We start from the raw sequence: 21,660 nt of genomic DNA on the forward strand, positions 1-21,660 counted from the left end.
CCTGCCTCAGTCGGCCACGAGGGACATCAGCTCGGCGGGCGCCGTCCGCGGCGTGGACTCGTCCGTCCACGTGCGGCGGCAGCCGTCGAGCTCGACCCACACCGGGCTGCCCGTGTCGTCGCCGACGACGGGCAGGACGACGGCGAACTGGGTCGGGTCCGTCCGGCACGGCGGCGCCAGGGGGCCCTCGCCTGGGAGCGCGAGGACGCGCGCGACGTCGTCGCCCCGGAGCTCGCCCCCCGAGGCGAAGGTGCCCATCGGGACGTGGGTGCCGTCGCCGGTGTCGATCGCCTGGTCGGGGTCGACGTCGTAGCGGCAGACCCGGACGGCGTCGACGGCGATGCCGGCGGCGGTCGGCGGTGCGGAGGTGGCGTGCGACGTCGGCGGCTGGAGCTTCCAGCCCGTCTCGCAGTCGGCGTCGAGCGCGGCGCGCGGGGTGAGCAGCGCGACCTTCGTCGTCTTCCGGGACTCGACGGTGAGGTCGGCTAGCGCCGCCCGCACGGCGCCCTTGGTCTTGTGGCACGCGTCGACCGGCCAGTACGTGAGGACAGCATGCCCGTCCGCGTCCACGAGCCACAGCGGCGGGACGATCTCGGCGTCCGCGGTGCACGCCAGGCCGGCGGCCGGAGGGCGGTCGTCCGGCTCGGCCAGTGCGGCGAGCAGCGGCGCCAGGTCGCCCGCGTAGCGCACCCGCTCGACGGCGGACCAGACGCCGTCGGCGTCCGTGACGGTCGGCATCGCCGGGCACTCGACCGCCGCCACCGCGACGAAGCCGCCGGGCACCCGGCCCGGCGTCGGCATGCTCGGGGTCGGGACGCCGGAGCCGTTCTCGGGGAGAGGACAGGTCGCGCGGTCCTGGACGCTCGCGTCCGGCACGGGCGTCACCGTGGGCTCCGCCACGCCGGACGCCGTGCTGCAGGCCGCGAGCAGCGCGGCGCCGAGCGCGAGCGCGACCATGACGCGGACGACGGTGCCGCGACGTCGGGAGGACACGGGTCCATCGTGCCGCCGCGCGCCGTCGACGCCCAGCGTCGACGGGTCACGGTTCGGCCGCGGTCTCGCGGCGGGTCGGTTGTGCCGGGTCGCTCATCACGGGAAAGATGGCCGCTCGTACGGAACCCGATGGTCAGGAGCGCACGCCCGATGGAGCACACCCCCCGCGGCCTCGCCCCGTCGACACGGATCCTGCTGGCCCTCGCCGCCGCCGTCGTCGCGCTGGCCGGCCTGCACGCCGCGCGCGGCGTCTTCGGCCCCATCGCCCTGGGCGCGGTGATCGTCATCATCGTGCTGCCGCTGCGTGCGCCGCTCGTCGCGCGGGGCTGGCCGTCGTGGGTCGCGAACACGGCCGTGATCGTCGCCGCGTACGTGATCCTGGCGATCCTCCTCGCGATGCTCGTGTACGCGGGGGTGCAGTTCGGGCACCTCGTGTCGTCGTACGTGGACGAGCTGCGCCAGACCGCCCAGGACATCACCGACCGGCTCACCGACCTCGGCCTCGCATCCTCCACGGCGGACGACGCCGCCCGCTGGCTCGATCCGTCGAAGCTGATCTCCATCGGGACCAAGATCAGCGGCACGGCCGTCTCGGTGGCCGGCGCGTTCTTCTTCGTGCTGGCGTACGTGATCTTCATGGCCGCCGACGCCGCCCGGTACAGCCACGCGCGCGGCGTCTTCGGGGCGACGCGGGGCGCGGTGATCGACCGGGCCGAGGCGTTCAACGACGGCGTCCGCCGCTACTTCGTGGTCAACGCGACGTTCGGCGCGATCGTGGCGATCGTCGACGGGTTCGCCCTCTGGCTGCTGGGCGTCCCGGCCCCGGCCGTGTGGGCGATCCTCGCGTTCGTCACCAACTTCATCCCGAACATCGGGTTCGTCCTCGGGCTGGTGCCGCCCGCGGTGCTGGCGCTCGTCGTCGGCGGGTGGCCGCTCGCGCTCGCGGTCGTGGCCGTGTACTGCGTCGTGAACGTCGTCCTGCAGGTGCTGGTCCAGCCCAAGTTCGTCGCCGACACCGTGAACCTGAGTCTCACGCTGAGCTTCGCGTCGGTGGTCTTCTGGACGTTCGTGATCGGCCCGCTCGGGGCGATCCTCGCGATCCCGCTCACCCTGCTGGTCCGCACGCTCGTGCTCGAGCCCGACCCGGGCGCCGGCTGGCTGCGGTGGCTGTCGGGCGACCCGGCGGCGCGTGATCCCGGGCCGGGCGCCGTCGTCGAGCGCGACCCCGAGCCGGCACCCGCGGAGGGCGCGCCGCCCGCCTGAGCCTCACGCGACCGGCGGCCGCCAGTCGAGGATCCAGTCCAGCCGCTGCGCCGCCCGCGGCAGCAGCCAGCTCCCGACGGCGCGCATGGCCAGGTCCCGCGCGTGGACCAGCATGGGCGCCCGCCACGTGGTCGCGGCCCCGACCTGCGCCGACATCCGCGCGACCCGCTGGGTGCGCCCCTTGCGCGCCGCCGAGTACGCGGCGAGCGCCGGGGGGATCACCGCGCCCGACGTGGGCGTCGCCCGCAGGCTCGCCGCGAGGACGACGGCGTCCTCGATGGCCTGCGCCCCGCCCTGCCCCAGGTTCGGGGTCATGGCGTGCGCGGCGTCGCCGAGGAGGGCGACGCGGCCGACGTCGTACCGGGGCAGCGGGTCCTTGAGCCAGCGGAGGTCGTGGTGGAGCAGGGTCGTGGGGTCGAGGTCGTCGAGGAGCGCGCGCAGCGGCGGGTGCCAGTGCCCGAACCGGCGCTGGAGCTCGCCGACCTCGTCCTGGAACACGGTCCCCTCGGGCATCGTGGCGGTGAGGTAGCAGTAGACGCGCCCGTCGGCCAGCGGCGTCAGCCCGACCACGGACCCGCGCCCCCAGGTCTCGGCGGGCTCGACCTCCACCGGCTCGGGGGTGACGAACCGCCACGCGGTCACGCCCGAGTACGCGGGCCCGGGGTGGCGGGGGAACAGGGTGGTGCGGACGGGGGAGTCGATGCCGTCCGCCGCGACGACGACGTCCGCGGCGATCTCCTCCTCGTCGCCCCCGGCCGTGGCTGCCGTGCGGACGGTCGCCCGCTCGGTCGAGCCGCCGGGGTCGACCGAGGCGACCCGCACGCCCAGCCGGACGGCGTCGTCGGGGAGGGCGCCCCGCAGCAGGTCGACGAGCTGCGAGCGGTGGAGCAGCACGGTGGGCTCGGGCCCGACCATCGACGCGTCGGCCCGCACCAGCCATCGGCCGTCGGGACGGCGCAGGCCGACCGGTCCCTGGAGCGCCGCGAGGTCGCGGACCGCGTCGCCGAGGCCGAGGGTGTCGAGCGCCCGCACCGCGTTGGGAGCCAGCGCGATGCCGGCGCCGACGGGTTCGAGGGAGGTCGCCTGCTCGAGGACGGCGACGTCCCATCCTCGGACTCCGAGCGCGACCGCGGCCGTGAGGCCGCCGATCCCGCCACCGACCACGATCGCCGTCCGCTCGTCCGCCATGCGTTCGATCCTCGCGCGTAGCGGCACCAGCCACCACAGTTCCGCCGCCGGGGCCGGCCGCGGCGCGCGGAAACGGCACGGCGTCGCGGCTCGGCGGACCGGTGAGCGGTGTCGGCGCCCGCGCTGTGGTGGCTGGTGCCGCTACCTCCCGAGCGTCCGGACCTGCGCCGCGGGGAGCGTGGGCCACCAGTGGTCGTAGCGCGCGTAGACGAGCGGCTGCCGGTCTGCGAGCAGCGCGCGGAGGCTGCGCGCCTCGGCGTCGAGCCCCTCCCAGGTTTCCTCCGGCAGGTCGTGGAAGGCGGTGGCCTCGATGCCGTCCGGGGTCGTGCGCCACGCTCCGGCGACGCGCCCGTCGACCAGAAGCGTCGGCAGGGCGTCGCCGTTGCGCCGCAGGACGTGCGCGGCGTACCCGGGCGGGACGAGGCGTGTGCGGTCGCGGTGGGCGAGCAGGACGTCGTCCCACATGCCGAGGAGGCGCGGCGGCGCGGGCGTCCCGGCGGGCGGGCGGGGAGCGTCGGGAAGGTCGAGCAGGCGCGCGCCGTCGGGCCCCTCGAGCTCCACGAGGTCGCCCCGCAGCGCAGCGATCGCGGGACCGCTGAACGTCCGGCGGAGCATCGTGAACTGCCCGAAGTCGGCCTCCGACGCCGGCCCGAACGCCTCGAGATACCGGCGCAGCAGGTGCACGACGGCGGGGTCGTCGCCGGGCGGCATCGCGTCCGCAGCGGTGCTCGCGAGGGCGTGGAGGGTGCGGCGCCTCGGGTCGTAGGACCAGGGCGAGCCGGTCGGCACGTAGCGGAGCGGCGCGAACGTGCGCAGCGCCCACCAGGCCGCCTTGGCGCGCTCGGGGTCGTCGAGGCGGTCGGTGAGGAACGCGACGACCTCCTCCTGGGTGCGCGGCTCGGCGGCGAAGGCGGCCAGGACGTCGCGGAGCTCGTTGGCCTCGGGGATCGTCAGGCCCGCGGGCAGGAACCGGCGGTCGCCGAGGCGAGAGCGTCGCAGCGGGTCGGTGACGGCGCGGTGGAACGGCGCCCAGTCGTCGGCGTGGACGGCGTGGAACGTGATCCGCATGAGCGTGGCCCGCACGACCGTCCCGTCGGCGAACGCGGCGTCCAGGGCGGCGGGGTCGAAGCCGTCGACCCGGTTCCAGAGCGCAAGGTACGGGGACGCCGGCTCCTGGGCCTGGACCGCCGCGATGCGGCGGACCGCCTCGGGGACGGGCAGGCGCTCGCGCGCGAGCAGGAGCTGCCGGGCGAGGGTCGCGCGGTTGAGGTCGTCGAGCGTCAGGGGCACGGGTCGACCTTCCGGTGCTGCGGGGTGACGCGCAAGGGCGGCTCGCCGCCGAGGTCGAGGGTTTCCGCCGAGGTCGAGGTCCTGGGGCTCGTACTCGCCGGAAACCCACGTACTCGGCGGGCTGGTGGGACGTGCGCGGGCCTCAGGCGCCGTCGTCGGGCGGGCACTCGGCGAGGCGGGCGGCGAGGTGGAGGAACTCGCGCCGTTGCGCCGGGGTGAGGGGGGCGAGGAACGCCTCCTGCACCCCGTCGATCACCGCGTCGAGCTCGCCCAGCCGCGTCACGCCGTCGGGCGTGATCGTCACGATCTTGCGGCGCTTGTGGCCGGGGTCCGGGGTGCGGGTGACGAGCCCGCGGGGCTCGAGCTCGCCGAGCGCGCCGGTCACGTCGCTGCGGTCGATGCCGGTCCGCCGGCCGAGGTCGGCCTGGCTCATCGCGCCCCACTGCTCCAACGCCGCGAGCAGCCGGTAGTGGTAGCTGCGGAGGCCGGCGCCGTCCGTCTCGAACGCGGCGGCGAGCAGGCGCGAGACGCGGGCGTGCATCCGGCTGACCTGCCAGGTGGCGCGGGCCTCGAGTCGTGCCGGGGTGTCGGCGGAGTCGTGGTGGACGGTCACGGGTAAAGGCTAGCCGTTGTGGGTGCGGCCAACACTCGCTACGGTGGAGGAGTCAGTGTTGGCAGTGCCAACATGGAGTCTGCGACGAAGGGCCGGAGCCATGACCGCCACACCAGGGAAGGAGCGGCCGCGGGTCATCGTCGTCGGGCGCAGCCCGAGCGTGCTCGAGGCCGCCGTCGACGACCTGCGCGCCCAGGGCTACGACGCGGACGCCACCAACCAGTTCGCCAGCGTCCTGGACGACTACGACGGCCGGTCCGTCGACGTCCTCGTCTTCGGCGGGATGGTCCCCGCCGACGCCAAGGAGCGGCTCCGCCGTGACGTCTCCGCCCTGAACCCCCAGGTGACGGTCGTCCAGGGGCTCGCCGGCATCGCGGGACTCATCGCCGCCCAGGTCCGCGCCGCGACCTCGCCGGGCGCGCCCGCCGTCGCCTACGACCCCGACGCCCGGACGGTCTCGGTCACCCTCGAGGCGGCCGCGGACGTCGTCGTCGACGCCTGGTGGGCCGTGTCCATGACGCCGCCCGAGCCCACGAGCGCGTCCCTGCGCGTGCTCGACGCGCGGCTCGAGGCCGGGACGCACGCCGTCGCCCTGCCCGACGACGTCCCGTCCGTGGCGTCGTTCGTCGCCGTGACCGTCGGGCCGTCCACCGGGGTGGTCGTCGTCGGGCCGATGCCGCGCGCGGTCACGCAGCTCGCGCCGCGGACCGGCACCGACGGCCAGCTCCCGCCCGTCCGGGCCGTCTCGACCGGCGCGGGAACCGACTAGCGGAGCCGGTCCGCGACCTTCGCCGCGGTCCGCCGCAGCGCGCCGACGATGCGATCGGTGTCAACGTCCTGCCGGCCCTCCCACGTGACGGCGACGGCGGCCCGCACGTCCGGGGACTCCACCGCGACGGCGACCGACCGGAACCCCAGCGTGACCTCGCCGTCCTCGACGGCGTACCCGCGCCGGCGGGTCTCGACGAGCAGGGCGCGGAGCTGGGACGGCGTCGTCGGGCCGAGGCCGGTGCGGTCGGTAAACGCGGCGCGGTCGGGGTAGAGGGCGCGCACCTGCGCGGCGGGGAGCGCGGCGAGGACGGCGCGGCCGGACGCTGTGAGGTGCGCGGGCAGCCGCACCCCGACGTCGGTGACGAGCGGCGGCCGCCCGGGCGCGCGCTCCTCGAGGACGTAGACGACGTCCGACCCGTGCAGCACCGCGAGGTGCGACGAGTGTCCGACCTCGTCGACGAGCCGTGCGAGCGGGAGCCGCGCCAGCCGCGCCAGTCCCTCCTGCCGGCTGTAGCCCTGGCCGACCTCCCACGCCGCCAGCCCGACGCCCCACGTGCGGTCCTCGGGGTAGTGCACGACGAACGACTCCGCGGCCATCGCGGTGAGCAGGTGGTACGTCGTCGAGCGGGGCAGGTCGAGGTGCGCGGCGATCGTTGCCGCGGGGACGGGCGACGGGCGTGTCGACAGGTAGCGCAGCACGCGGAGCGTCGCGGTCGCTGCGGGCACGGGGCGGGGCACGTCTCCATCGTCCCGCCTGATCGTTCGGCGGGTCGTCGGAGGCGGCTGAAGGATGAACCTCGACGTATCTCCTTGGCACGTGGATGAGATACCTTGGGGTATCGGTAGCCCTAGAAGGAGCGAACCTCGTGGTATCGAACATGCAGATGATCCGCCGATCGATCGAGGGACGGGTCGAACCACTTCGCGACCATCCGTCCGCGACCGCCAGGCCGGCCGGGGGCTGGGTGCGTGCCGTGAGGTCGGCCCTCGGCATGTCGGCGACCGACCTGGCGCGTCGCCTGGGCATCACCCCCGCGGCCGTGCGCAAGCTCGAGGCGAGCGAGCGCAACGGCGTCGTCCGGCTCGACACCCTCACCCGGGCGGCCGACGCCATGGGGTGTGATGTGGTCTACGCGCTCGTGCCACGAACCTCGCTCGAGGAGTTCGTCGCGGCGCGTGCGCGGGAGCGCGCCAACGCCGAGCTCACCCAGGTCGACACGACCATGGCACTCGAGGCCCAGCGGACGAGCCAGGCGGAACGGGCCCACCTTCGCGACCAGCTCGCGGACGAGCTGGCCCGTTCGAGCCGTTTGTGGCGGGACCCGTCGTGAGCTTCGGGCCGGAGCCTGATGGCGCTACCCCGCTCGCAGAGGAGGAGCGTGTGGGGTTGATCGCCGACTGGGTCGCCACCCGCGAGGAGCTCAACGTGGTCGAGCAGGCCAACGTGGCCGGTGGCCTGGCGCGTGTCCTCCGCGGTCGGCCGCCCTCACTGGAACGAGCCCTCGACGACGTCTTCCTCCGCGATCTTCACCGTCGGCTGTTCGGCGCCGTGTGGTCGTGGGCCGGGACCTACCGGACGACCGAACGCAACATCGGGCTCGATCCGTGGCGGGTCCCGGTCGCGGTCCGCAGCCTGCTCGACGACGCCCGCTACTGGTTGGTGCCAGACGTCGACTGGATCACCGTCGACCAGGCCTTGTGCCAGGTCCACCATCGTCTGGTCGCGATCCATCCGTTTCCGAACGGGAACGGGCGAACGGCGCGGGCCTATACCGACGCCCTCGCTCGGGCGTCCAGGCGACCCGTGTTCACGTGGGGTGGCGGCGGCGATCTCCAGCGCCCGACCCCAGATCGGGGCGCCTACCTGACCGCGCTTCGTTCCCTGGATCGTGCGCCGGAGGATCGGCGGGCGCTCGACGCTCTCGTCGCCTTCGCTCGCTCGTAGCCCGCCCGCGTCCGAGGCCCCGTCCGTCTCGGATCCGAGACCCGATCGCCTCCAGATGCCTGGGATCCGAAGGCCCCCGCGCGCTTCCATGGTCCTGTGAACACCGTTGCCACCCGGACCGTGCTCGTCGGCGCGGGACCCCTGAGCCCCGCGGACGTCGTCGCCGTCGCCCGTGAGGGCGTCCCCGTCTCCCTCGCGCCCGACGCGCGGGAGGCGATCGCGGCCTCGCGTGCCGTCATCGACCGCCTGGCCGCGAGCGACGAGCCCGTCTACGGCGTCTCGACCGGGTTCGGCGCCCTCGCGACCCGCCACATCGCCCCCGCCGACCGCGCCCGGCTCCAGCGCAGCCTCATCCGCTCGCACGCCGCGGGGACGGGGCCGCGCGTCGAGGACGAGGTCGTCCGCGCGCTCATGCTCCTCCGCCTCTCGACCCTGGCCACCGGTCGCACCGGCGTCCGGCTCGAGACCGCCGACGCCTACGCCGCCCTGCTCAGCAGCGGCCTCGTGCCCGTCGTCCACGAGCACGGCAGCCTCGGCTGCTCGGGGGACCTCGCGCCCCTCGCGCACTGCGCGCTCGCGCTCATGGGGGAGGGGGACGTCGTCGACGACGGCGCGGTGCGCCCGGCGGCGGAGGCCCTCGCGGACCACGGGCTCGCGCCCGTCGAGCTCGCCGAGAAGGAGGGGCTCGCCCTCATCAACGGGACCGACGGCATGCTCGGCATGCTCCTGCTCGCCCTTCACGACCTCGACCGTCTCGCCGACGCCGCCGACCTCGCCGCCGCGCTCTCCGTCGAGGGCCAGCTCGGGACGGACCGCGTCTTCGCGGAAGACCTCCAGGCACTGCGGCCCCAGGCGGGCCAGGCGGTCTCGGCCGCGCACCTGCGTGCGCTGCTAGCCGGGTCGCCGATCGTCGCGAGCCACCGCCACGGCGACGGTGTGGTGCAGGACGCCTACTCGCTCCGCTGCTCCCCGCAGGTCGCGGGCGGCCTCCGCGACACGATCGCGCACGCCCGGACGGTCGCCGGCCGCGAGCTGGAAGCCGCCATCGACAACCCGTCCGTCCTCCCGGACGGCCGCGTCGAGTCGCACGGCAACTTCCACGGCGCCCCGCTCGCGTACGTGCTGGACTTCCTCGCGATCCCCGTCGCCGACGTCGCCGGGATGAGCGAACGCCGCACCGACCGGTTCCTCGACGTCGCCCGCAACCGCGGGTTGCCGCCCTTCCTCGCCGACGACCCCGGCGTCGACTCGGGGCTCATGATCGCCCAGTACACGCAGGCCGCGATCGTCTCCGAGCTGAAGCGCCTCGCCGTCCCCGCGAGCGTCGACTCGATCCCGTCGAGCGCGCTCCAGGAGGACCACGTCTCCATGGGCTGGTCCGCGGCGCGCAAGCTGCGCCGCGCCGTCGACGGCCTCGCCCGCGTCCTCGCGATCGAGATCCTCACGGCCGCCCGCGGCGTGGACCTGCGCGCCCCGCTCGAGCCCGGACGCGCGACGGGCGCCGCGATCGCCCGCCTGCGCGAGGTCGCCCCGGGCCCCGGCCCCGACCGTTTCCTCGCCCCCGAGATCGAGGCCGCGACGGACCTCGTGCGCTCGGGCGCGCTCGTCGACGCGGCCTTCGCGGCCGCCGGCCTCGCCGCCGCAGGCAACCCGACCACCGGAACGGAGCAGACCTCATGACGCACCCGCCCGTCCGCGCCCCGCGCGGCACCACCCTCTCGGCCAGGTCCTGGCAGACCGAGGCGCCGCTCCGCATGCTCATGAACAACCTCGACCCCGAGGTCGCGGAGCGCCCCGAGGACCTCGTCGTCTACGGCGGGACCGGCCGCGCGGCGCGCAGCTGGGAGGCGTTCGACGCGATCGTCCGCACCCTGCGCACCCTCGACGACGACGAGACCCTCCTCGTGCAGTCCGGCAAGCCCGTCGGCGTCTTCCGGACGCACGCGTGGGCGCCGCGCGTCCTCATCGCGAACTCGAACCTTGTCGGGGACTGGGCGACCTGGCCCGAGTTCCGCCGCCTCGAGGCCGAGGGCCTCACGATGTACGGGCAGATGACGGCCGGGTCGTGGATCTACATCGGCACCCAGGGCATCCTCCAGGGCACGTACGAGACGTTCGGCGCCGTCGCGCGCAAGCGGTTCGGCGGCACCCTCGCGGGGACGCTCACCCTGACCGCCGGCTGCGGCGGCATGGGCGGCGCGCAGCCGCTCGCGGTGACGATGAACGGCGGCGTCGTGCTCGTCGTCGACGTCGACGAGGCCCGCCTGCGCCGCCGCGTCGAGCGCGGCTACCTCGACGGCGCCACCGACTCCTACGACGACGCCGTCGCCCAGGTCCTCCAGGCCAAGGCCGAGGGGCGGGCGCTGTCCGTCGGGCTCGTCGGCAACGCGGCCGAGGTCTTCCCGCGGGCGCTCGCGGACGGGCTCCCGATCGACGTCGTCACGGACCAGACCAGCGCCCACGACCCGCTCGCCTACCTCCCGGTCGGCACGAAGGTCGAGGAGTGGAAGGACGAGGCAGCCCGCGACCCCGAGGGCTTCACCGAGCGCGCCCGCGCGTCGATGGCGCGGCACGTCGAGGCGATGGTCGGGTTCATGGACGCCGGCGCCGAGGTCTTCGACTACGGCAACTCGATCCGCGAGGAGGCGCGGCTCGGCGGCTACGACCGCGCGTTCGCGTTCCCGGGCTTCGTCCCCGCGTACATCCGCCCGCTGTTCTGCGAGGGCAAGGGCCCGTTCCGGTGGGCCGCGCTCTCGGGCGACCCCGCCGACATCGCTGCGACGGACCGCGCGATCCTCGACCTCTTCCCCGACGACGAGCACCTGCGCCGCTGGATCACGCAGGCGAGCGAGAAGGTGCACTTCGAGGGCCTGCCGGCCCGGATCTGCTGGCTCGGCTACCAGGAGCGCCACCTCGCGGGGCTGCGGTTCAACGAGATGGTCGCGTCAGGCGAGCTGTCCGCGCCCGTCGTGATCGGGCGCGACCACCTCGACTCGGGCTCCGTCGCCTCCCCGTACCGCGAGACCGAGGCCATGGCCGACGGCTCCGACGCGATCGCCGACTGGCCGCTCCTCAACGCGCTCCTCAACACGGCGTCGGGCGCGACGTGGGTGTCGATCCACCACGGCGGCGGCGTCGGGATCGGGCGCTCGATCCACGCGGGCCAGGTGATCGTGGCCGACGGCACGGACCTCGCCGCGGAGAAGATCGTCCGCGTCCTCGTCAACGACCCCGGCACGGGCGTCATGCGCCACGTCGACGCGGGCTACGAGCGGGCGGCCGAGGTCGCGCGCGAGCGCGGGCTCCGCGTCCCGATGGCGGAGGGCTGAGCGCGTGGTCTCCGGGGTGACGGGCCTGCTCGACGACGTCGCCGCCGTCGGGCGGTCGCGGTCCGGCGGGTACCGGCGGTTCGCGTGGACGACCGAGGACCTCACGCTGCGCGACTGGTTCGACGGGCAGGCAGCGGCGCGGGGGCTGGAGGTCCTCGAGGACGGCAACGGGAACCGGCTCGCCGTCTGGGGTCGGTGGTCGGGCAACCCCGGCGAGGGCGCCCTGCTGATCGGCTCGCACCTCGACTCCGTGCCTGACGGCGGCGCGTTCGACGGGCCGCTCGGCGTCGCGTCGTCCTTCGCCGCGGTCGACCGGCTGCGGGCGGGCGGCTTCGCGCCGACCCGCCCGATCGTGATCGGGAGCTTCACCGACGAGGAGGGCGCGCGGTTCGGCGTCGCGTGCCTCGGCTCCCGCCTCGCGACCGGGGCCACCACCCCCGAGCGTGCCCTCGCCCTCCGCGACGACGACGGCACGACCCTCGCTGAGGCCATGCGCGCCCAGGGGCGCGACCCCCGGGCCGCGGGACCCGCGGACTGGCTTGCCGGCGTCGGGCAGTTCGTCGAGCTGCACGTCGAGCAGGGGCGCGGGCTCGTCCACGACGACGCGGCCGTCGGCGTCGCCACCGCGATCTGGCCGCACGGCCGCTGGCGCCTCGACTTCTGCGGCGAGGCCAACCACGCCGGCGCGACCCCCATGGGCGACCGCAAGGACCCCATGCTCACGTACGCCGCGACGGCGCTCGCGGCCCGGCGGCTCGCGGGCGACGCGCGCGCGACGTTCGGCCGGCTCGCCGTCGAGCCCAACGGCACGAACGCGATCCCGTCCCGCGTCACCGCGTGGCTCGACGCCCGCGCGGCCGACGAGGGCGAGCTCGAGCGGCTCGTCGAGGGGATCGTCGCCTCGGCCCGGTCCGCCGCCGCCGACGACGGCACGACCGTCGACCTGTCCGCCGAGTCGGTCACGGGCGCGGTCGCGTTCGACGTGCCGCTGCGCGACCGGCTGGCCTCGCTGCTCGACGCCCCCGTCCTGCCGACGGGAGCCGGCCACGACGCGGGGATCCTCGCGGCCGCGATGCCGACGGCGATGCTCTTCGTCCGGAACCCGACGGGCGTCTCGCACGCGCCGTCCGAGCACGCCGACGACGCCGACTGCGAGGCCGGAGCCGACGCCCTCGCCGCCGTGGTCCGGGAGCTGGCGGGATGACGCACGCCGCGTTCGCGAACTGCCACAGCCACGTGTTCCACCGGGCGCTGCGGGGCCGCGAGGTCGGCGGCGACACGTTCTGGGCCTGGCGGGACCGGATGTACGCGGTCGCGGGCGTGCTCGACCCGGACCTCCTGCGCGCGCTGGCGCGGGCGACCTACGCCGAGATGCGCCTCGCGGGGATCGGCGCGGTCGGCGAGTTCCACTACGTGCACCACGCCCCGGGCGGCGCTCCCTACGCGGACCGGCACGCGATGGCTGACGCGCTCGTCGACGCGGCCCGCGAGGTCGGGATGCGGCTGTGCCTGCTCGACACCTGCTACCTCCGCTCCGGGTTCGACGCCGACCCGCTGAGCGCCGAGCGATTGAACGGCGTCCAGCGCCGGTTCTCCGACCGCAGCGCCGAGGCCTGGGCCGAGCGAGCCCAGGACCTGGCGACGCGGTACGCGGGGGCGGGGGACGTCGTCGTCGGGGCGGCGATCCACTCGGTCCGCGCGGTCCCGGAGGCCGACCTGGCGACCGTCGCGGCGGCCCTGCCCGACGCGCCGTTGCACGTCCACGTGTCCGAGCAGCCGGCGGAGAACGCCGCGTGCCTGGCGGCCACCGGCCGCACGCCCGTCGCGCTGCTCGCCGACGCCGGCGTCTGGTCGCCGCGCACCACCGCGGTCCACGCGACCCACCTCACGCCCGACGACGTCGCGACCCTCGGTGCGTCCGGCGCGACGGTCTGCCTGTGCCCGACGACGGAGGCCGAGCTCGCCGACGGGGTCGGCCCGAGCGTCGCGCTGCGCGAGGCGGGGGTGCGGGTCACGCTGGGGTCGGACAGCAACACGGTGATCGACCCGTTCGTGGAGGCGCGCGCGGTGGAGATGCACGAACGGCTGGCGAGCGGTCGCCGCGGGTCGTGGGCGGCCGAGGCGCTGTGGCGCGCTGCGACGACCGACGGGTACGCGTCCCTGGGCTTCGACCCGGGCCTCTCGGACGCGGACGGCTTCGAGCTGCGGTCCGGGTCGGTGCGGACCGCGGGCACGGCCGAGCCGCTCTGGGCTGCGACGGCCGCCGACGTCGTCCCGCCCCCGGACCTCGACCCCGGCCGGGTCGCGGCCGACCTCGCGGCGGCCGTCGGCGCGATCTGGGAGCGCGTGTGACCGCGCGCCTCGTGACCGGGATCGGCGAGCTCACGACCTGGGACGCCGACCGGCCGGTGCTGCCGGACGCGGCGTTCGTCGTCGAGGGCGGGCGGGTCGCCTGGTGGGGAGCCGCCGCCGACGCTCCGCCCGCGGACGAGCGCGACGACCTCGGGGGAGCGGCCGTGATCCCGGGCTTCGTCGACTCGCACACGCACCTCGTCTTCGCCGGGGACCGGGCCGCCGAGTTCGAGGCCCGCATGGCGGGCGCCCCGTACCGGGCGGGCGGGATCCGGACGACGGTCGCCGCGACCCGCGCCGCCTCCGACGACGAGCTCGACGCCGGCGTGCGCCGGCACCTCGCCGAGATGCACCGCCAGGGCACGACGACCGTCGAGATCAAGAGCGGCTACGGGCTCACGGTGCGGGACGAGGAGCGGGCGCTCCGCATCGCTCGCCGGCACACCGCCGAGACCACGTACCTCGGGGCGCACGTCGTGCCGGTGGGGACGGACGTCGCCGCCTACGTCGAGCTCGTCACGGGGCCCATGCTCGACGCCTGCGCCCCGCACGCGCGCTGGGTCGACGTGTTCTGCGAGGAGGGCGCGTTCGACGCCGACGCCGCGCGGACCGTCCTGCGGGCGGGGGCCGCCGCCGACCTGGTGCCGCGCGTGCACGCGAACCAGCTCGGGTACGGCCCGGGAGTGCAGGTCGCGTGCGAGGTCGGTGCCGCGGCCGTCGACCACTGCACCTACCTGACCGACGTCGACGTCGACGCGCTCGCGTCCACCGGGACAGTCGCCGGGCTGCTGCCGGGAGTCGAGTTCTCCAGCCGGCACCCGTACCCCGACGCGCGACGCCTCCTCGACGCGGGGGTCACCGTGGCGCTCGCGACCGACTGCAACCCGGGCAGCAGCTACACGTCGTCCATGCCGTTCTGCGTCGCGCTCGCCGTCCGCGAGCTGCGGATGACGCCGCGCGAGGCGCTGTGGTCCGCGACGGCCGGGGGAGCGGCGTCGCTGCGACGCGACGACGTCGGGCACCTGCGCGTCGGGGCGCGCGCCGACTACGCGGTGCTCGACGCGCCGTCGGCCGTGCACCTCGCCTACCGGCCGGGCGTGCCGCTGGTGCGGGAGACCGTCGTCGGGGGCGAGCGGGCCGCATCCTGACGCGGCGCCGCCGTCGCTTCGGCCGACGTAGCGCGACCCACCTCCACAGTCCGCACGACGTCTGCCCGCGGCGATGAGTTCCGACGACGGCGCAGGTCAGGAAGGGTGAAGAGGCGACGCCTACCGCGTCGCCCGACCCGAGCAGGAGGACCCGCCATGTCGTTCCAGGCCTACCTCGACGCCGTCGAGACCAAGACCGGCAAGACGCCGCGCGAGATCGTCGATGAGGCGAAGGCCCGCGGCTACGCCGAGCCGTCCGTAAAGGCGGGCGTCATCCTCGAGTGGCTGGCCGAGGAGTACGGCCTGGGCCGCGGGCACGGGATGGCGATCGTCCACGTCGTGAAGAACGGGCCGGCGATCAGCTCCAAGCACGTCGGGTCGGCGGGAGCGCACGCCGACCCGACCGACACCCTCTGGCTCGACGGGAAGGCGACCGACCCGGCCCGCGCCTGACTCCGGCGGCCGCTCCGGTCCGGTCGCGAGGCCACGAAATCCCGCGAAGATCAACGTTGTCTTTGCCCCGGGCGCTGTCCATAGTGGACGTCCGGCGAGCGAAGGGCGGGGCATGCACGCACAGGTCAGCAGGGTCGAGCAGGTGGCCGAGGAGCAGCGGTCGGTCGACGCGATGTACGCGCGTTTCGACCCGGAGGTGACCGCCAAGGTCGCGGCGCAGGATCGCGCGATGGCCGCACCGGTCGGGGAGCGGAGCGACCTCTACGTCCGGGACGTCGAGGTCTCGCAGGTGGCGGCGAGCCTGCGGCAGCTGCGGGCGGCGGACCACGGGCTGTGCTTCGGGCGCATCGACGGCTCCGACGGAGGCGAGGCGCTGCACGTCGGTCGGATCGGCCTGCGGACCGAGTCCGGTGAGCCGTTGCTCGTCGACTGGCGGGCCGAGGCCGCGCGGCCGTTCTACGCGGCGACCCTCGCGTCGCCTCTGGGGGTGCGCCGGCGTCGGCACCTGCGGCTGGAGGGGCGGGAGGTCGTCGAGCTGACCGATGAGATCCTCGACGGCACCGCGCCGACCGGCGCCGACCTCGTCGGGGACGGCCCGCTGGTGTCCGCGCTCAGCGCGGCCCGGACCGGCCGGATGCACGAGGCAGCGGCGACCCTCCAGACCGAGCAGGACGAGATCGTCCGGTCTCCCCACCGCGGGGTCATGATCGTGGACGGCGGCCCCGGCACCGGCAAGACGATCGTCGCGCTGCACCGGGCGGCGTACGTCCTGTACGCGTTCGGTGCGGTCGCCGAACGCGGGGTGCTCGTCTTCGGCCCGAACCGGCGGTTCCTCACCTACATCTCCGACGTGCTGCCGTCGCTCGGCGAGAACGACGTGCGGCTGGCGACCATGCCCGACGTCGTCGGCGTGGAGGCGACGCGGACCGAGCCCGACCGGCTCGCGCGGCTCAAGGGACGCGCGGCGTGCGCCGAGGGTCTGGCGTCCTGGGTGCGGCGGCACGAGCCCCACGGCGTCCCGCTGGAGCTGACGGCGACGGGCGAGACCGTCGTCCTCGACGTCGCCCTGGTCGATGCCGCGCGGCGACGCGCGCTCGAGGGCGGCGTCGGGCACAACCGCGCCCGCGTCCGCTTCACGGAGCACGTCGTCGACGACCTGGTGAACGAGCTCGAGCGGCGCACCGCGCAGGAGGTCGCCGACTTCGAGGAGGAGCTGGAGGCGCTCGGGATCGACCTCGACCGCATCGCGGGCACCGGCGGCCGGCACGTCGGCCCCGGCGGCGAGGGCCCCGGGGACGGCCTGGGCATCGACTGGGACGGCATCCGCGACCAGCTCCTCGACGACCCGGCCGTGGACCGGACGATCACGCGCGTCTGGCCTCGGCTGCGCCCCGCGGACGTGGTCCGCGGCTTCCTCGGCGACCGGCGCGCGCTCTCGGCGGCCTTCCCCGATCTGGCCGACGACGACGTCCCCTCGCTGGGCGGGCACGACGGCTGGAGCAGCGCCGACCTCGCGCTCCTGGACGAGGCCGCCGCGCTCGTCGACGGTCTCCCGGAGGCGGTCTACGGGCACGTCGTCGTCGACGAGGCGCAGCTCCTGTCCGAGATGGAGTGGCGCGCTCTGGTGCGCCGCTGTCCCGGTCGGTCGATGACGATCGTGGGCGACCTCGCGCAGGCCGGCCCGGCGACCACCGTCCGCACCTGGGACGAGCTGGGCCCGTTCGTCGGCGACGGGGTCGCGCACCACCGCCTCACCGTCAACTACCGGACCACAGCCGAGATCCTGGGGGCGACCGAGCCGCTGCTCGCCGAGATCGCGCCCGACCAGCGGCTGTCCCGCTCCCTGCGGCACGGCGAGCAGCCGCGCGTCGTCGGCGTGACCGAGCAGTCGGTCACCGCACGCCTGCGCGACCTGGTCGCCGAGCTTGCGCAGGAGCGCCCCGACGAGCTCGTCGGGATCGTCGCCCCGGCGGGTTGTGCCCAGGAGCTGGAGGCCGTGCTCGCGGGAACCGGCGCCGCCGTCGTCGCGGCCCCGGACGCCCGCGGGCTGGAGTTCGACACGGTCGTCATCGTCGACCCCGACGGCATCCGGGCCGCCGGGGAAGCCGGCCTGCGCGACCTCTACGTCGCCCAGACCCGCGCGACCAAACATCTGGTGAGCCTGCAGCTCGCGCGTCCCGAGGCGGACGCCGACACGAGGTGACCGGCCGTCCTGTTCGCCGAGGGTGACATGGTCGAGCTCGCGGTGGTCCGTCCCCCGCCACCGCGCGGCCCGACCGGTCACGATCGGTATCGAACCGCCGCGCAACCGCAGATCGTGACCGCTCAACGGGGCGACCCGGCATGCGCGAACGCAGCGTCACCGTCGGCGAACGGGGCGTCACCGTCGGCGAGGTGGGTATCCCTCAGCCGCGGAGGCCCGCGACCAGCAGCCCGACGAGCCGGCGGGCGTCGAAGCCGTGGCTGCTGGTCGCGCCGGCGCACAGGTTCCCGACGCCGCGCATGAGCTCGAGGGGCTCGATCGGCGCCGTGATCTCGGCGCTCGCCGTCGCAGCGTCGACGAGCTGTCCGCAGACGGGCACGAGCCGGTCGAGGAAGTAGGCGTGCAGGGGGTCGAAGCAGCTGTCGTCGGACTGCAGGACCGCCGCGAGCCCGTGCTTGGTCACCAGGAAGTCGACGAACCTGTCGATCCACAGGGTCAGCGCCTCGAAGGGGCTGTCGTGCGTCGCGAGCAGGCGCGGCCCGGCCTCGGCGAGCCCTTCCACCTGGTGCTCGTACACGGCGATGATCAGGTCGGCGCGGGTGGGGAAGTGGCGGTAGATCGTCGCGGTCCCGACGCCGGCCTCCGCGGCGATCCGGCGGACCGGCGCCTCGACGCCCGACGCCACGAAGACCGCGGCGGCCGCGTCGAGGAGTGCCTCCTGGTTGCGGCGGGCATCGGCTCTGCGGGGCCGCGCCGTCGCGGTGTCGTCGTCGCGCGCGTCGGCAACGGTCATCGCGTCGGGCCTCCTCGTCAGGTGCTCAGTCACCCGTTGCTAAACGGGACGCTGTTCCGTATCGTCGAAGCGGGACGTCGTCCCGCTTCCGTCGATGATGCCATGAACTGACCCGAGGAGCCTTGCCATGCCCAGAACCGTGGTGTTCGACCAGACCGGTGAGCCCGACGTCCTCCACGTCGTCGACGAGCCGTCCCGCGAGCCCGGGCCCGGCGAGGCGCGGGTCCGGATCGAGGCTGCGGCCGTGAACCGGCTCGACCAGCTCATGCGCGCGGGCCACTTCCCGCGCCCCTTCCGCCTGCCGCACGCGCGGATCGGGTGCGAGGGGACCGGCGTCGTCGACGCCGTCGGGCCGGGCGTGGAGAACGTCGAGGTCGGCGACGCGGTGCTCTTCGCCGCGGTGCCCGCCATGGACCTCGACGGCACCTACGCGGAGGAGACCGTCGTCGCGGCGAGCTCGCTCGTGCCGCGTCCCGCCGGCCTGGACGCCGTCACCGCGGCCGCGCTCTGGGTCTCCTACTCCACGGCCTACGGCGCGCTCGTCGAGAAGGCCGGGATGCGCCCCGGCGACCGCGTCCTGATCACGGCGGCGTCGAGCACCGTCGGCCTGGCCGCGATCCAGGTCGCGAACCAGATCGGCGCCGTGCCGCTCGCCGTGACCCGCACCGACGCCAAGAAGGCCCGGCTCCTCGCCGCCGGCGCCGCCGAGGTCTTCGTCTCCGCCGACGACGACGTCCCCGCGGCCGCCCGTGCGTTCACCGGCGGGGCGGGGGTCGAGCTGATCCTCGACTCGGTCATGGGCCCCGGCCTCGCCGACCTCGCGACGGCGGCCGGGCCGAGGGGCACGCTGGTCACCGTCGGCTGGCTCGACCCGCGCCCCGCGACCATGCCGACCCAGGCGCCGCTGACGATCCACCGCTACATGAGCTTCGAGCACACCCTGGACCCGGTGGTGGTCCGACGGATGGCGGCGTTCCTCGGCGCGGGTCTGCGCACGGGCGCGCTCGCGCCCACCGTGGACCGGACGTTCCCGCTCGCCGACGCCGCCGCCGCCCACCGGCACCTCGAGCAGGGCGACCCGTTCGGCAAGATCGTCCTGACCGTCTGAGCTGCACCCTGCCGCACGGGGTGCCGCAACGGGTACCGTCGGGCGTCATGACGGAAGCTCGTGCGTCGGTGCGGGCGCCGCTCCCGCCCGTGCGAGGCGCGACCGTCGACGACGAGACCCGCTGCGTGCACTGGTCCTCCCCGCTCGACGTGGTCGCCCTCCGGTTCTGGTGCTGCGGCGTCTGGTACCCGTGCTTCGAGTGCCACGAGGACGACGCCGACCACCCCGCCGTCCCTCGCCCGCCGTCCGCGTGGGACGAGCCGTCCGCGCTGTGCGGGGTGTGCGGTCACGTCATGACGACGCCCGAGTACCGCGCGTCGGACGCGTGCCCGCGCTGCGCCGCCCCGTTCAACCCGGGGTGCCGCACCCACGCGCACCTGTACTTCGCCGACTGACTGGGGCCGTCCGCCCTGCCGAAGAGGAGAACGCCGTGACCGTCCCCGCCCTGCGCACCCGCGACGAGCGCCGCGCCGACACGCTTGCCCGGTTCGAGCGCGACGTCGACTGCTGGGTCGCGAGCGCCACGCCCGACGGCGTCCCGTACCTCGTCCCGCTGTCGTACCTGTGGGACGGGGAGACGTTCCTGCTGTCGACGGTCTCGTCGTCGTCGACGGCGCTCAACCTGGTCGCGTCCGGCCGCACCCGGCTCGCGTTCGGCGCGACCCGCGACGTGGTGCTCGTCGAGGGGGAGGTGATCCGCGTCGTGCCCGACGACGCGACCGCCTCGGCATTCGCCGCGGCCACCGGGTTCGACCCGCGCGAGGAGCCGCAGGAGTACGCCTACCTGGCCGTGAGACCGCTGACGGTGCAGGCGTGGCGCGAGGGGAACGAGCTTGCGGGCCGGACGCTCATGCGGGACGGCGCCTGGCTCTAGGAGCTCGGCGGGCCGGGTCGGGTGCTTGTCAGCGCGTGGTCCTCGTAGTTGGATGAGCGGGCATGACAACGATGTCTACGAAGGAGGAAATCTCCATGGCTCGAACGGTCCGCACACGAACCCTGGCTACCGGTGCCCTGCTCGCGGGCGTCGCCGGCCTCGTCGGGGCGGCGTTCGCCGCGCCCGCGGGAGCGGCCACGCCGACGCAGTCCGCCGCGCTCCCGCCGGACACCGGGAGCCTCGGCCAGTGCAGCGCCGGGGCCGGACGCGACACGCTCGTCCCGACCGGCGCCGTCGCGAACGACCGCTTCACCCAGGCGTTCCGCGAGTTCGGGAACGGCGGGGGCGGCTGGTCCGACCACGGCGGCTGGGCGGCGTCCGACGGCGTCTACTCCGCCGACGTCCCGGGCCACGGCGTCGTGTGGCTGATGAACGACACGTTCCTCGGGCCGGTCAACGCGGACGAGAGCATGACGTCGCCCGGCTTCATCCATGGCTCGGCGGTGCTCGGCGGCCGCGACGGCCTGCCCGACACCACGGTCACGCAGGGCACGCACGATGCGCCCGAGTCGCTCGTCTCGCCCCCGGGAAGCGACGGCGACCCCTGGTACTGGAACGGCGACGGGATCGTCGACGGCGGCAAGCTGCTCCTGTTCGAGGGTCGCACCGGCTCGACCGACGGCCCGCCGCCCTGGAACTTCGGCTGGCTGGGGAGCGACATCGCGACCCTCTCGACCCGGGACCTCTCGGTCGAGAAGATCACGCCGACCTACGGGACACCTGGCGGCGTCGAGTGGGGCAACGAGCTGGTCAGGTGCGGCGGCTACATCTACGTCTACGGCCAGCTGAGCGGCGACATGTACGTCGCGAGGGCGCACGTCGGGCACCTGGCCGAGAAGCACTGGCAGTTCTTCGACGGGACGGGCTGGTCCCAGGACGAGCTGTCCGCCGCGTCGATCGGCAACGACGTCGGCGCCTCGTACAGTGTGACTCCCATGGACGGGCAGTTCGTCCTGACGACGACGGCCAACGCCATCTTCACGGACCACAAGATCTACGTGGCGACCTCGGACTCGCCGACCGGCCCGTTCGTGAACCGGACGGCGGTCTACACCGCGCCCGAGGGGGTCGGCCACATCTACGCGCCCTACAACGTCGCCGCCCACCCGACCATCAGCAAGCCGGGCGAGCTCGTGGTGTCGTACAACGTGAACTCGCAGGTCGGGGACGACCTGCTGGCGAACGCCAACAACAACCGCCCGCGGTTCGTCACGATCACGTTCGACCGGGTGCCCCGGGGCTGACGCGCGTCGGGCGGGCGGCAGTGAGGGGACGCC

Annotated in this window: 21 protein-coding genes; 15 read left to right on the plus strand and 6 right to left on the minus strand. The window is 75.0% G+C overall.

Translation table 11 applies throughout. The annotated features are described in order from the left end of the window. Positions 1-6 precede the first annotated feature (6 nt). A complete protein-coding gene (locus ACLQ14_RS01490) occupies positions 7-993 on the minus strand; it encodes a hypothetical protein (RefSeq protein WP_425809133.1) in 987 nt (328 codons plus the stop codon). Positions 994-1,143: 150 nt separating this feature from the next. On the opposite strand from ACLQ14_RS01490, the gene ACLQ14_RS01495 reads away from it, so the two are divergent. Next, a complete protein-coding gene (locus ACLQ14_RS01495) occupies positions 1,144-2,256 on the plus strand; it encodes an AI-2E family transporter (RefSeq protein ID WP_425809135.1) in 1,113 nt (370 codons plus the stop codon). Positions 2,257-2,259: 3 nt separating this feature from the next. Here ACLQ14_RS01495 and ACLQ14_RS01500 read toward each other — a convergent pair whose 3' ends face one another. The 3 genes from ACLQ14_RS01500 to ACLQ14_RS01510 form a co-directional block, all read right to left on the minus strand. Then, positions 2,260-3,444, minus strand: coding sequence for an FAD-dependent monooxygenase (locus tag ACLQ14_RS01500; protein WP_425809137.1), 1,185 nt, complete (start codon positions 3,442-3,444; stop codon positions 2,260-2,262). A gap of 141 nt (positions 3,445-3,585) precedes the next feature. Continuing rightward, positions 3,586-4,734 carry a winged helix DNA-binding domain-containing protein gene (locus ACLQ14_RS01505; RefSeq protein WP_425809139.1) on the minus strand — a complete coding sequence of 383 codons (1,149 nt, stop codon included), beginning with the start codon at positions 4,732-4,734 and terminating at the stop codon, positions 3,586-3,588. 142 nt (positions 4,735-4,876) lie between these two features. Further along, the gene (locus tag ACLQ14_RS01510) at positions 4,877-5,347 is read right to left on the minus strand and encodes a MarR family winged helix-turn-helix transcriptional regulator (RefSeq protein ID WP_425809141.1); all 471 of its coding nucleotides are present in this window, start codon (positions 5,345-5,347) and stop codon (positions 4,877-4,879) included. A 100-nt stretch (positions 5,348-5,447) separates the two neighbouring features. On the opposite strand from ACLQ14_RS01510, the gene ACLQ14_RS01515 reads away from it, so the two are divergent. After that, on the plus strand, positions 5,448-6,116 hold the full coding sequence (locus ACLQ14_RS01515) for a hypothetical protein (RefSeq protein ID WP_425809143.1): 669 nt from the start codon (positions 5,448-5,450) through the stop codon (positions 6,114-6,116). On the opposite strand, the gene ACLQ14_RS01520 is transcribed toward ACLQ14_RS01515, so the two are convergent. Next, entirely contained in the window at positions 6,113-6,856 is a 744-nt protein-coding gene (locus ACLQ14_RS01520; protein WP_425809145.1) for an IclR family transcriptional regulator, read from the minus strand. The two genes, ACLQ14_RS01515 and ACLQ14_RS01520, sit on opposite strands and share 4 nt — an antisense overlap. 146 nt (positions 6,857-7,002) lie before the next feature. Between ACLQ14_RS01520 and ACLQ14_RS01525 the strand changes: the two genes are divergently transcribed. From ACLQ14_RS01525 to ACLQ14_RS01565, 9 genes are all read left to right on the plus strand, one after another. Next, positions 7,003-7,449, plus strand: a complete 447-nt coding sequence (locus tag ACLQ14_RS01525; protein WP_425810176.1) for a mobile mystery protein A — start codon at positions 7,003-7,005, stop codon at positions 7,447-7,449. Continuing rightward, the gene (locus ACLQ14_RS01530) at positions 7,446-8,063 is read left to right on the plus strand and encodes a mobile mystery protein B (RefSeq protein ID WP_425809147.1); all 618 of its coding nucleotides are present in this window, start codon (positions 7,446-7,448) and stop codon (positions 8,061-8,063) included. Before ACLQ14_RS01525 ends, ACLQ14_RS01530 begins: the two co-directional genes overlap by 4 nt. Before the next feature lie 96 nt (positions 8,064-8,159). Beyond that, a complete protein-coding gene (gene hutH / locus ACLQ14_RS01535) occupies positions 8,160-9,743 on the plus strand; it encodes a histidine ammonia-lyase (protein ID WP_425809149.1) in 1,584 nt (527 codons plus the stop codon). Then, positions 9,740-11,392 (plus strand): urocanate hydratase, encoded by a 1,653-nt coding sequence (gene hutU, locus ACLQ14_RS01540; protein WP_425809151.1) that lies wholly within the window; start codon positions 9,740-9,742, stop codon positions 11,390-11,392. Before hutH ends, hutU begins: the two co-directional genes overlap by 4 nt. A 4-nt stretch (positions 11,393-11,396) precedes the next feature. Then, on the plus strand, positions 11,397-12,596 hold the full coding sequence (locus ACLQ14_RS01545) for an allantoate amidohydrolase (RefSeq protein ID WP_425809153.1): 1,200 nt from the start codon (positions 11,397-11,399) through the stop codon (positions 12,594-12,596). Further along, positions 12,593-13,744: a formimidoylglutamate deiminase gene (locus ACLQ14_RS01550; RefSeq protein WP_425809155.1), complete on the plus strand. Its 1,152-nt coding sequence runs from the start codon at positions 12,593-12,595 to the stop codon at positions 13,742-13,744. Before ACLQ14_RS01545 ends, ACLQ14_RS01550 begins: the two co-directional genes overlap by 4 nt. Then, positions 13,741-14,892, plus strand: coding sequence for an imidazolonepropionase (hutI, locus tag ACLQ14_RS01555; protein WP_425809157.1), 1,152 nt, complete (start codon positions 13,741-13,743; stop codon positions 14,890-14,892). Before ACLQ14_RS01550 ends, hutI begins: the two co-directional genes overlap by 4 nt. Positions 14,893-15,048: 156 nt before the next feature. Continuing rightward, a complete protein-coding gene (locus ACLQ14_RS01560) occupies positions 15,049-15,345 on the plus strand; it encodes a DUF4287 domain-containing protein (RefSeq protein ID WP_425809159.1) in 297 nt (98 codons plus the stop codon). A 112-nt stretch (positions 15,346-15,457) separates the two neighbouring features. After that, entirely contained in the window at positions 15,458-17,548 is a 2,091-nt protein-coding gene (locus tag ACLQ14_RS01565) for a HelD family protein (RefSeq protein ID WP_425809161.1), read from the plus strand. Between the two features lie 202 nt (positions 17,549-17,750). Here the strand turns inward: ACLQ14_RS01565 and ACLQ14_RS01570 are convergent, their stop codons facing one another. Then, positions 17,751-18,341, minus strand: coding sequence for a TetR/AcrR family transcriptional regulator (locus tag ACLQ14_RS01570; RefSeq protein WP_425809163.1), 591 nt, complete (start codon positions 18,339-18,341; stop codon positions 17,751-17,753). Positions 18,342-18,468: 127 nt separating this feature from the next. Between ACLQ14_RS01570 and ACLQ14_RS01575 the strand changes: the two genes are divergently transcribed. The 4 genes from ACLQ14_RS01575 (at position 18,469) to ACLQ14_RS01590 (ending at position 21,627) form a co-directional block, all read left to right on the plus strand. Continuing rightward, positions 18,469-19,449, plus strand: coding sequence for a zinc-dependent alcohol dehydrogenase family protein (locus ACLQ14_RS01575; RefSeq protein WP_425809165.1), 981 nt, complete (start codon positions 18,469-18,471; stop codon positions 19,447-19,449). A gap of 47 nt (positions 19,450-19,496) precedes the next feature. Next, on the plus strand, positions 19,497-19,844 hold the full coding sequence (locus tag ACLQ14_RS01580; protein ID WP_425809167.1) for a CHY zinc finger protein: 348 nt from the start codon (positions 19,497-19,499) through the stop codon (positions 19,842-19,844). 35 nt (positions 19,845-19,879) lie between these two features. Next, complete coding sequence (locus ACLQ14_RS01585; RefSeq protein WP_425809169.1) at positions 19,880-20,323, plus strand: pyridoxamine 5'-phosphate oxidase family protein; 444 nt, start codon at positions 19,880-19,882, stop codon at positions 20,321-20,323. A 95-nt stretch (positions 20,324-20,418) separates the two neighbouring features. Next, a complete protein-coding gene (locus ACLQ14_RS01590; protein ID WP_425809171.1) occupies positions 20,419-21,627 on the plus strand; it encodes a hypothetical protein in 1,209 nt (402 codons plus the stop codon). The last annotated feature ends 33 nt before the right edge of the window (positions 21,628-21,660 follow it).

The sequence above is a fragment of the Luteimicrobium sp. DT211 genome, from assembly GCF_049844995.1.
Classification (GTDB): Bacteria; Actinomycetota; Actinomycetes; order Actinomycetales; family Cellulomonadaceae; genus Luteimicrobium.

Coding starts and splice junctions, on each gene's coding strand:
- ACLQ14_RS01495 (WP_425809135.1), top strand. CDS start 1,144: ATGGAGCACACCCCCCGCGGCCTCGCCCCGTCGACACGGATCCTGCTG.
- ACLQ14_RS01500 (WP_425809137.1), bottom strand. CDS start 3,444: ATGGCGGACGAGCGGACGGCGATCGTGGTCGGTGGCGGGATCGGCGGC.
- ACLQ14_RS01515 (WP_425809143.1), top strand. CDS start 5,448: ATGACCGCCACACCAGGGAAGGAGCGGCCGCGGGTCATCGTCGTCGGG.
- ACLQ14_RS01525 (WP_425810176.1), top strand. CDS start 7,003: ATGATCCGCCGATCGATCGAGGGACGGGTCGAACCACTTCGCGACCAT.
- hutU (WP_425809151.1), top strand. CDS start 9,740: ATGACGCACCCGCCCGTCCGCGCCCCGCGCGGCACCACCCTCTCGGCC.
- ACLQ14_RS01550 (WP_425809155.1), top strand. CDS start 12,593: ATGACGCACGCCGCGTTCGCGAACTGCCACAGCCACGTGTTCCACCGG.
- ACLQ14_RS01560 (WP_425809159.1), top strand. CDS start 15,049: ATGTCGTTCCAGGCCTACCTCGACGCCGTCGAGACCAAGACCGGCAAG.
- ACLQ14_RS01565 (WP_425809161.1), top strand. CDS start 15,458: ATGCACGCACAGGTCAGCAGGGTCGAGCAGGTGGCCGAGGAGCAGCGG.
- ACLQ14_RS01570 (WP_425809163.1), bottom strand. CDS start 18,341: ATGACCGTTGCCGACGCGCGCGACGACGACACCGCGACGGCGCGGCCC.
- ACLQ14_RS01575 (WP_425809165.1), top strand. CDS start 18,469: ATGCCCAGAACCGTGGTGTTCGACCAGACCGGTGAGCCCGACGTCCTC.
- ACLQ14_RS01580 (WP_425809167.1), top strand. CDS start 19,497: ATGACGGAAGCTCGTGCGTCGGTGCGGGCGCCGCTCCCGCCCGTGCGA.
- ACLQ14_RS01590 (WP_425809171.1), top strand. CDS start 20,419: ATGGCTCGAACGGTCCGCACACGAACCCTGGCTACCGGTGCCCTGCTC.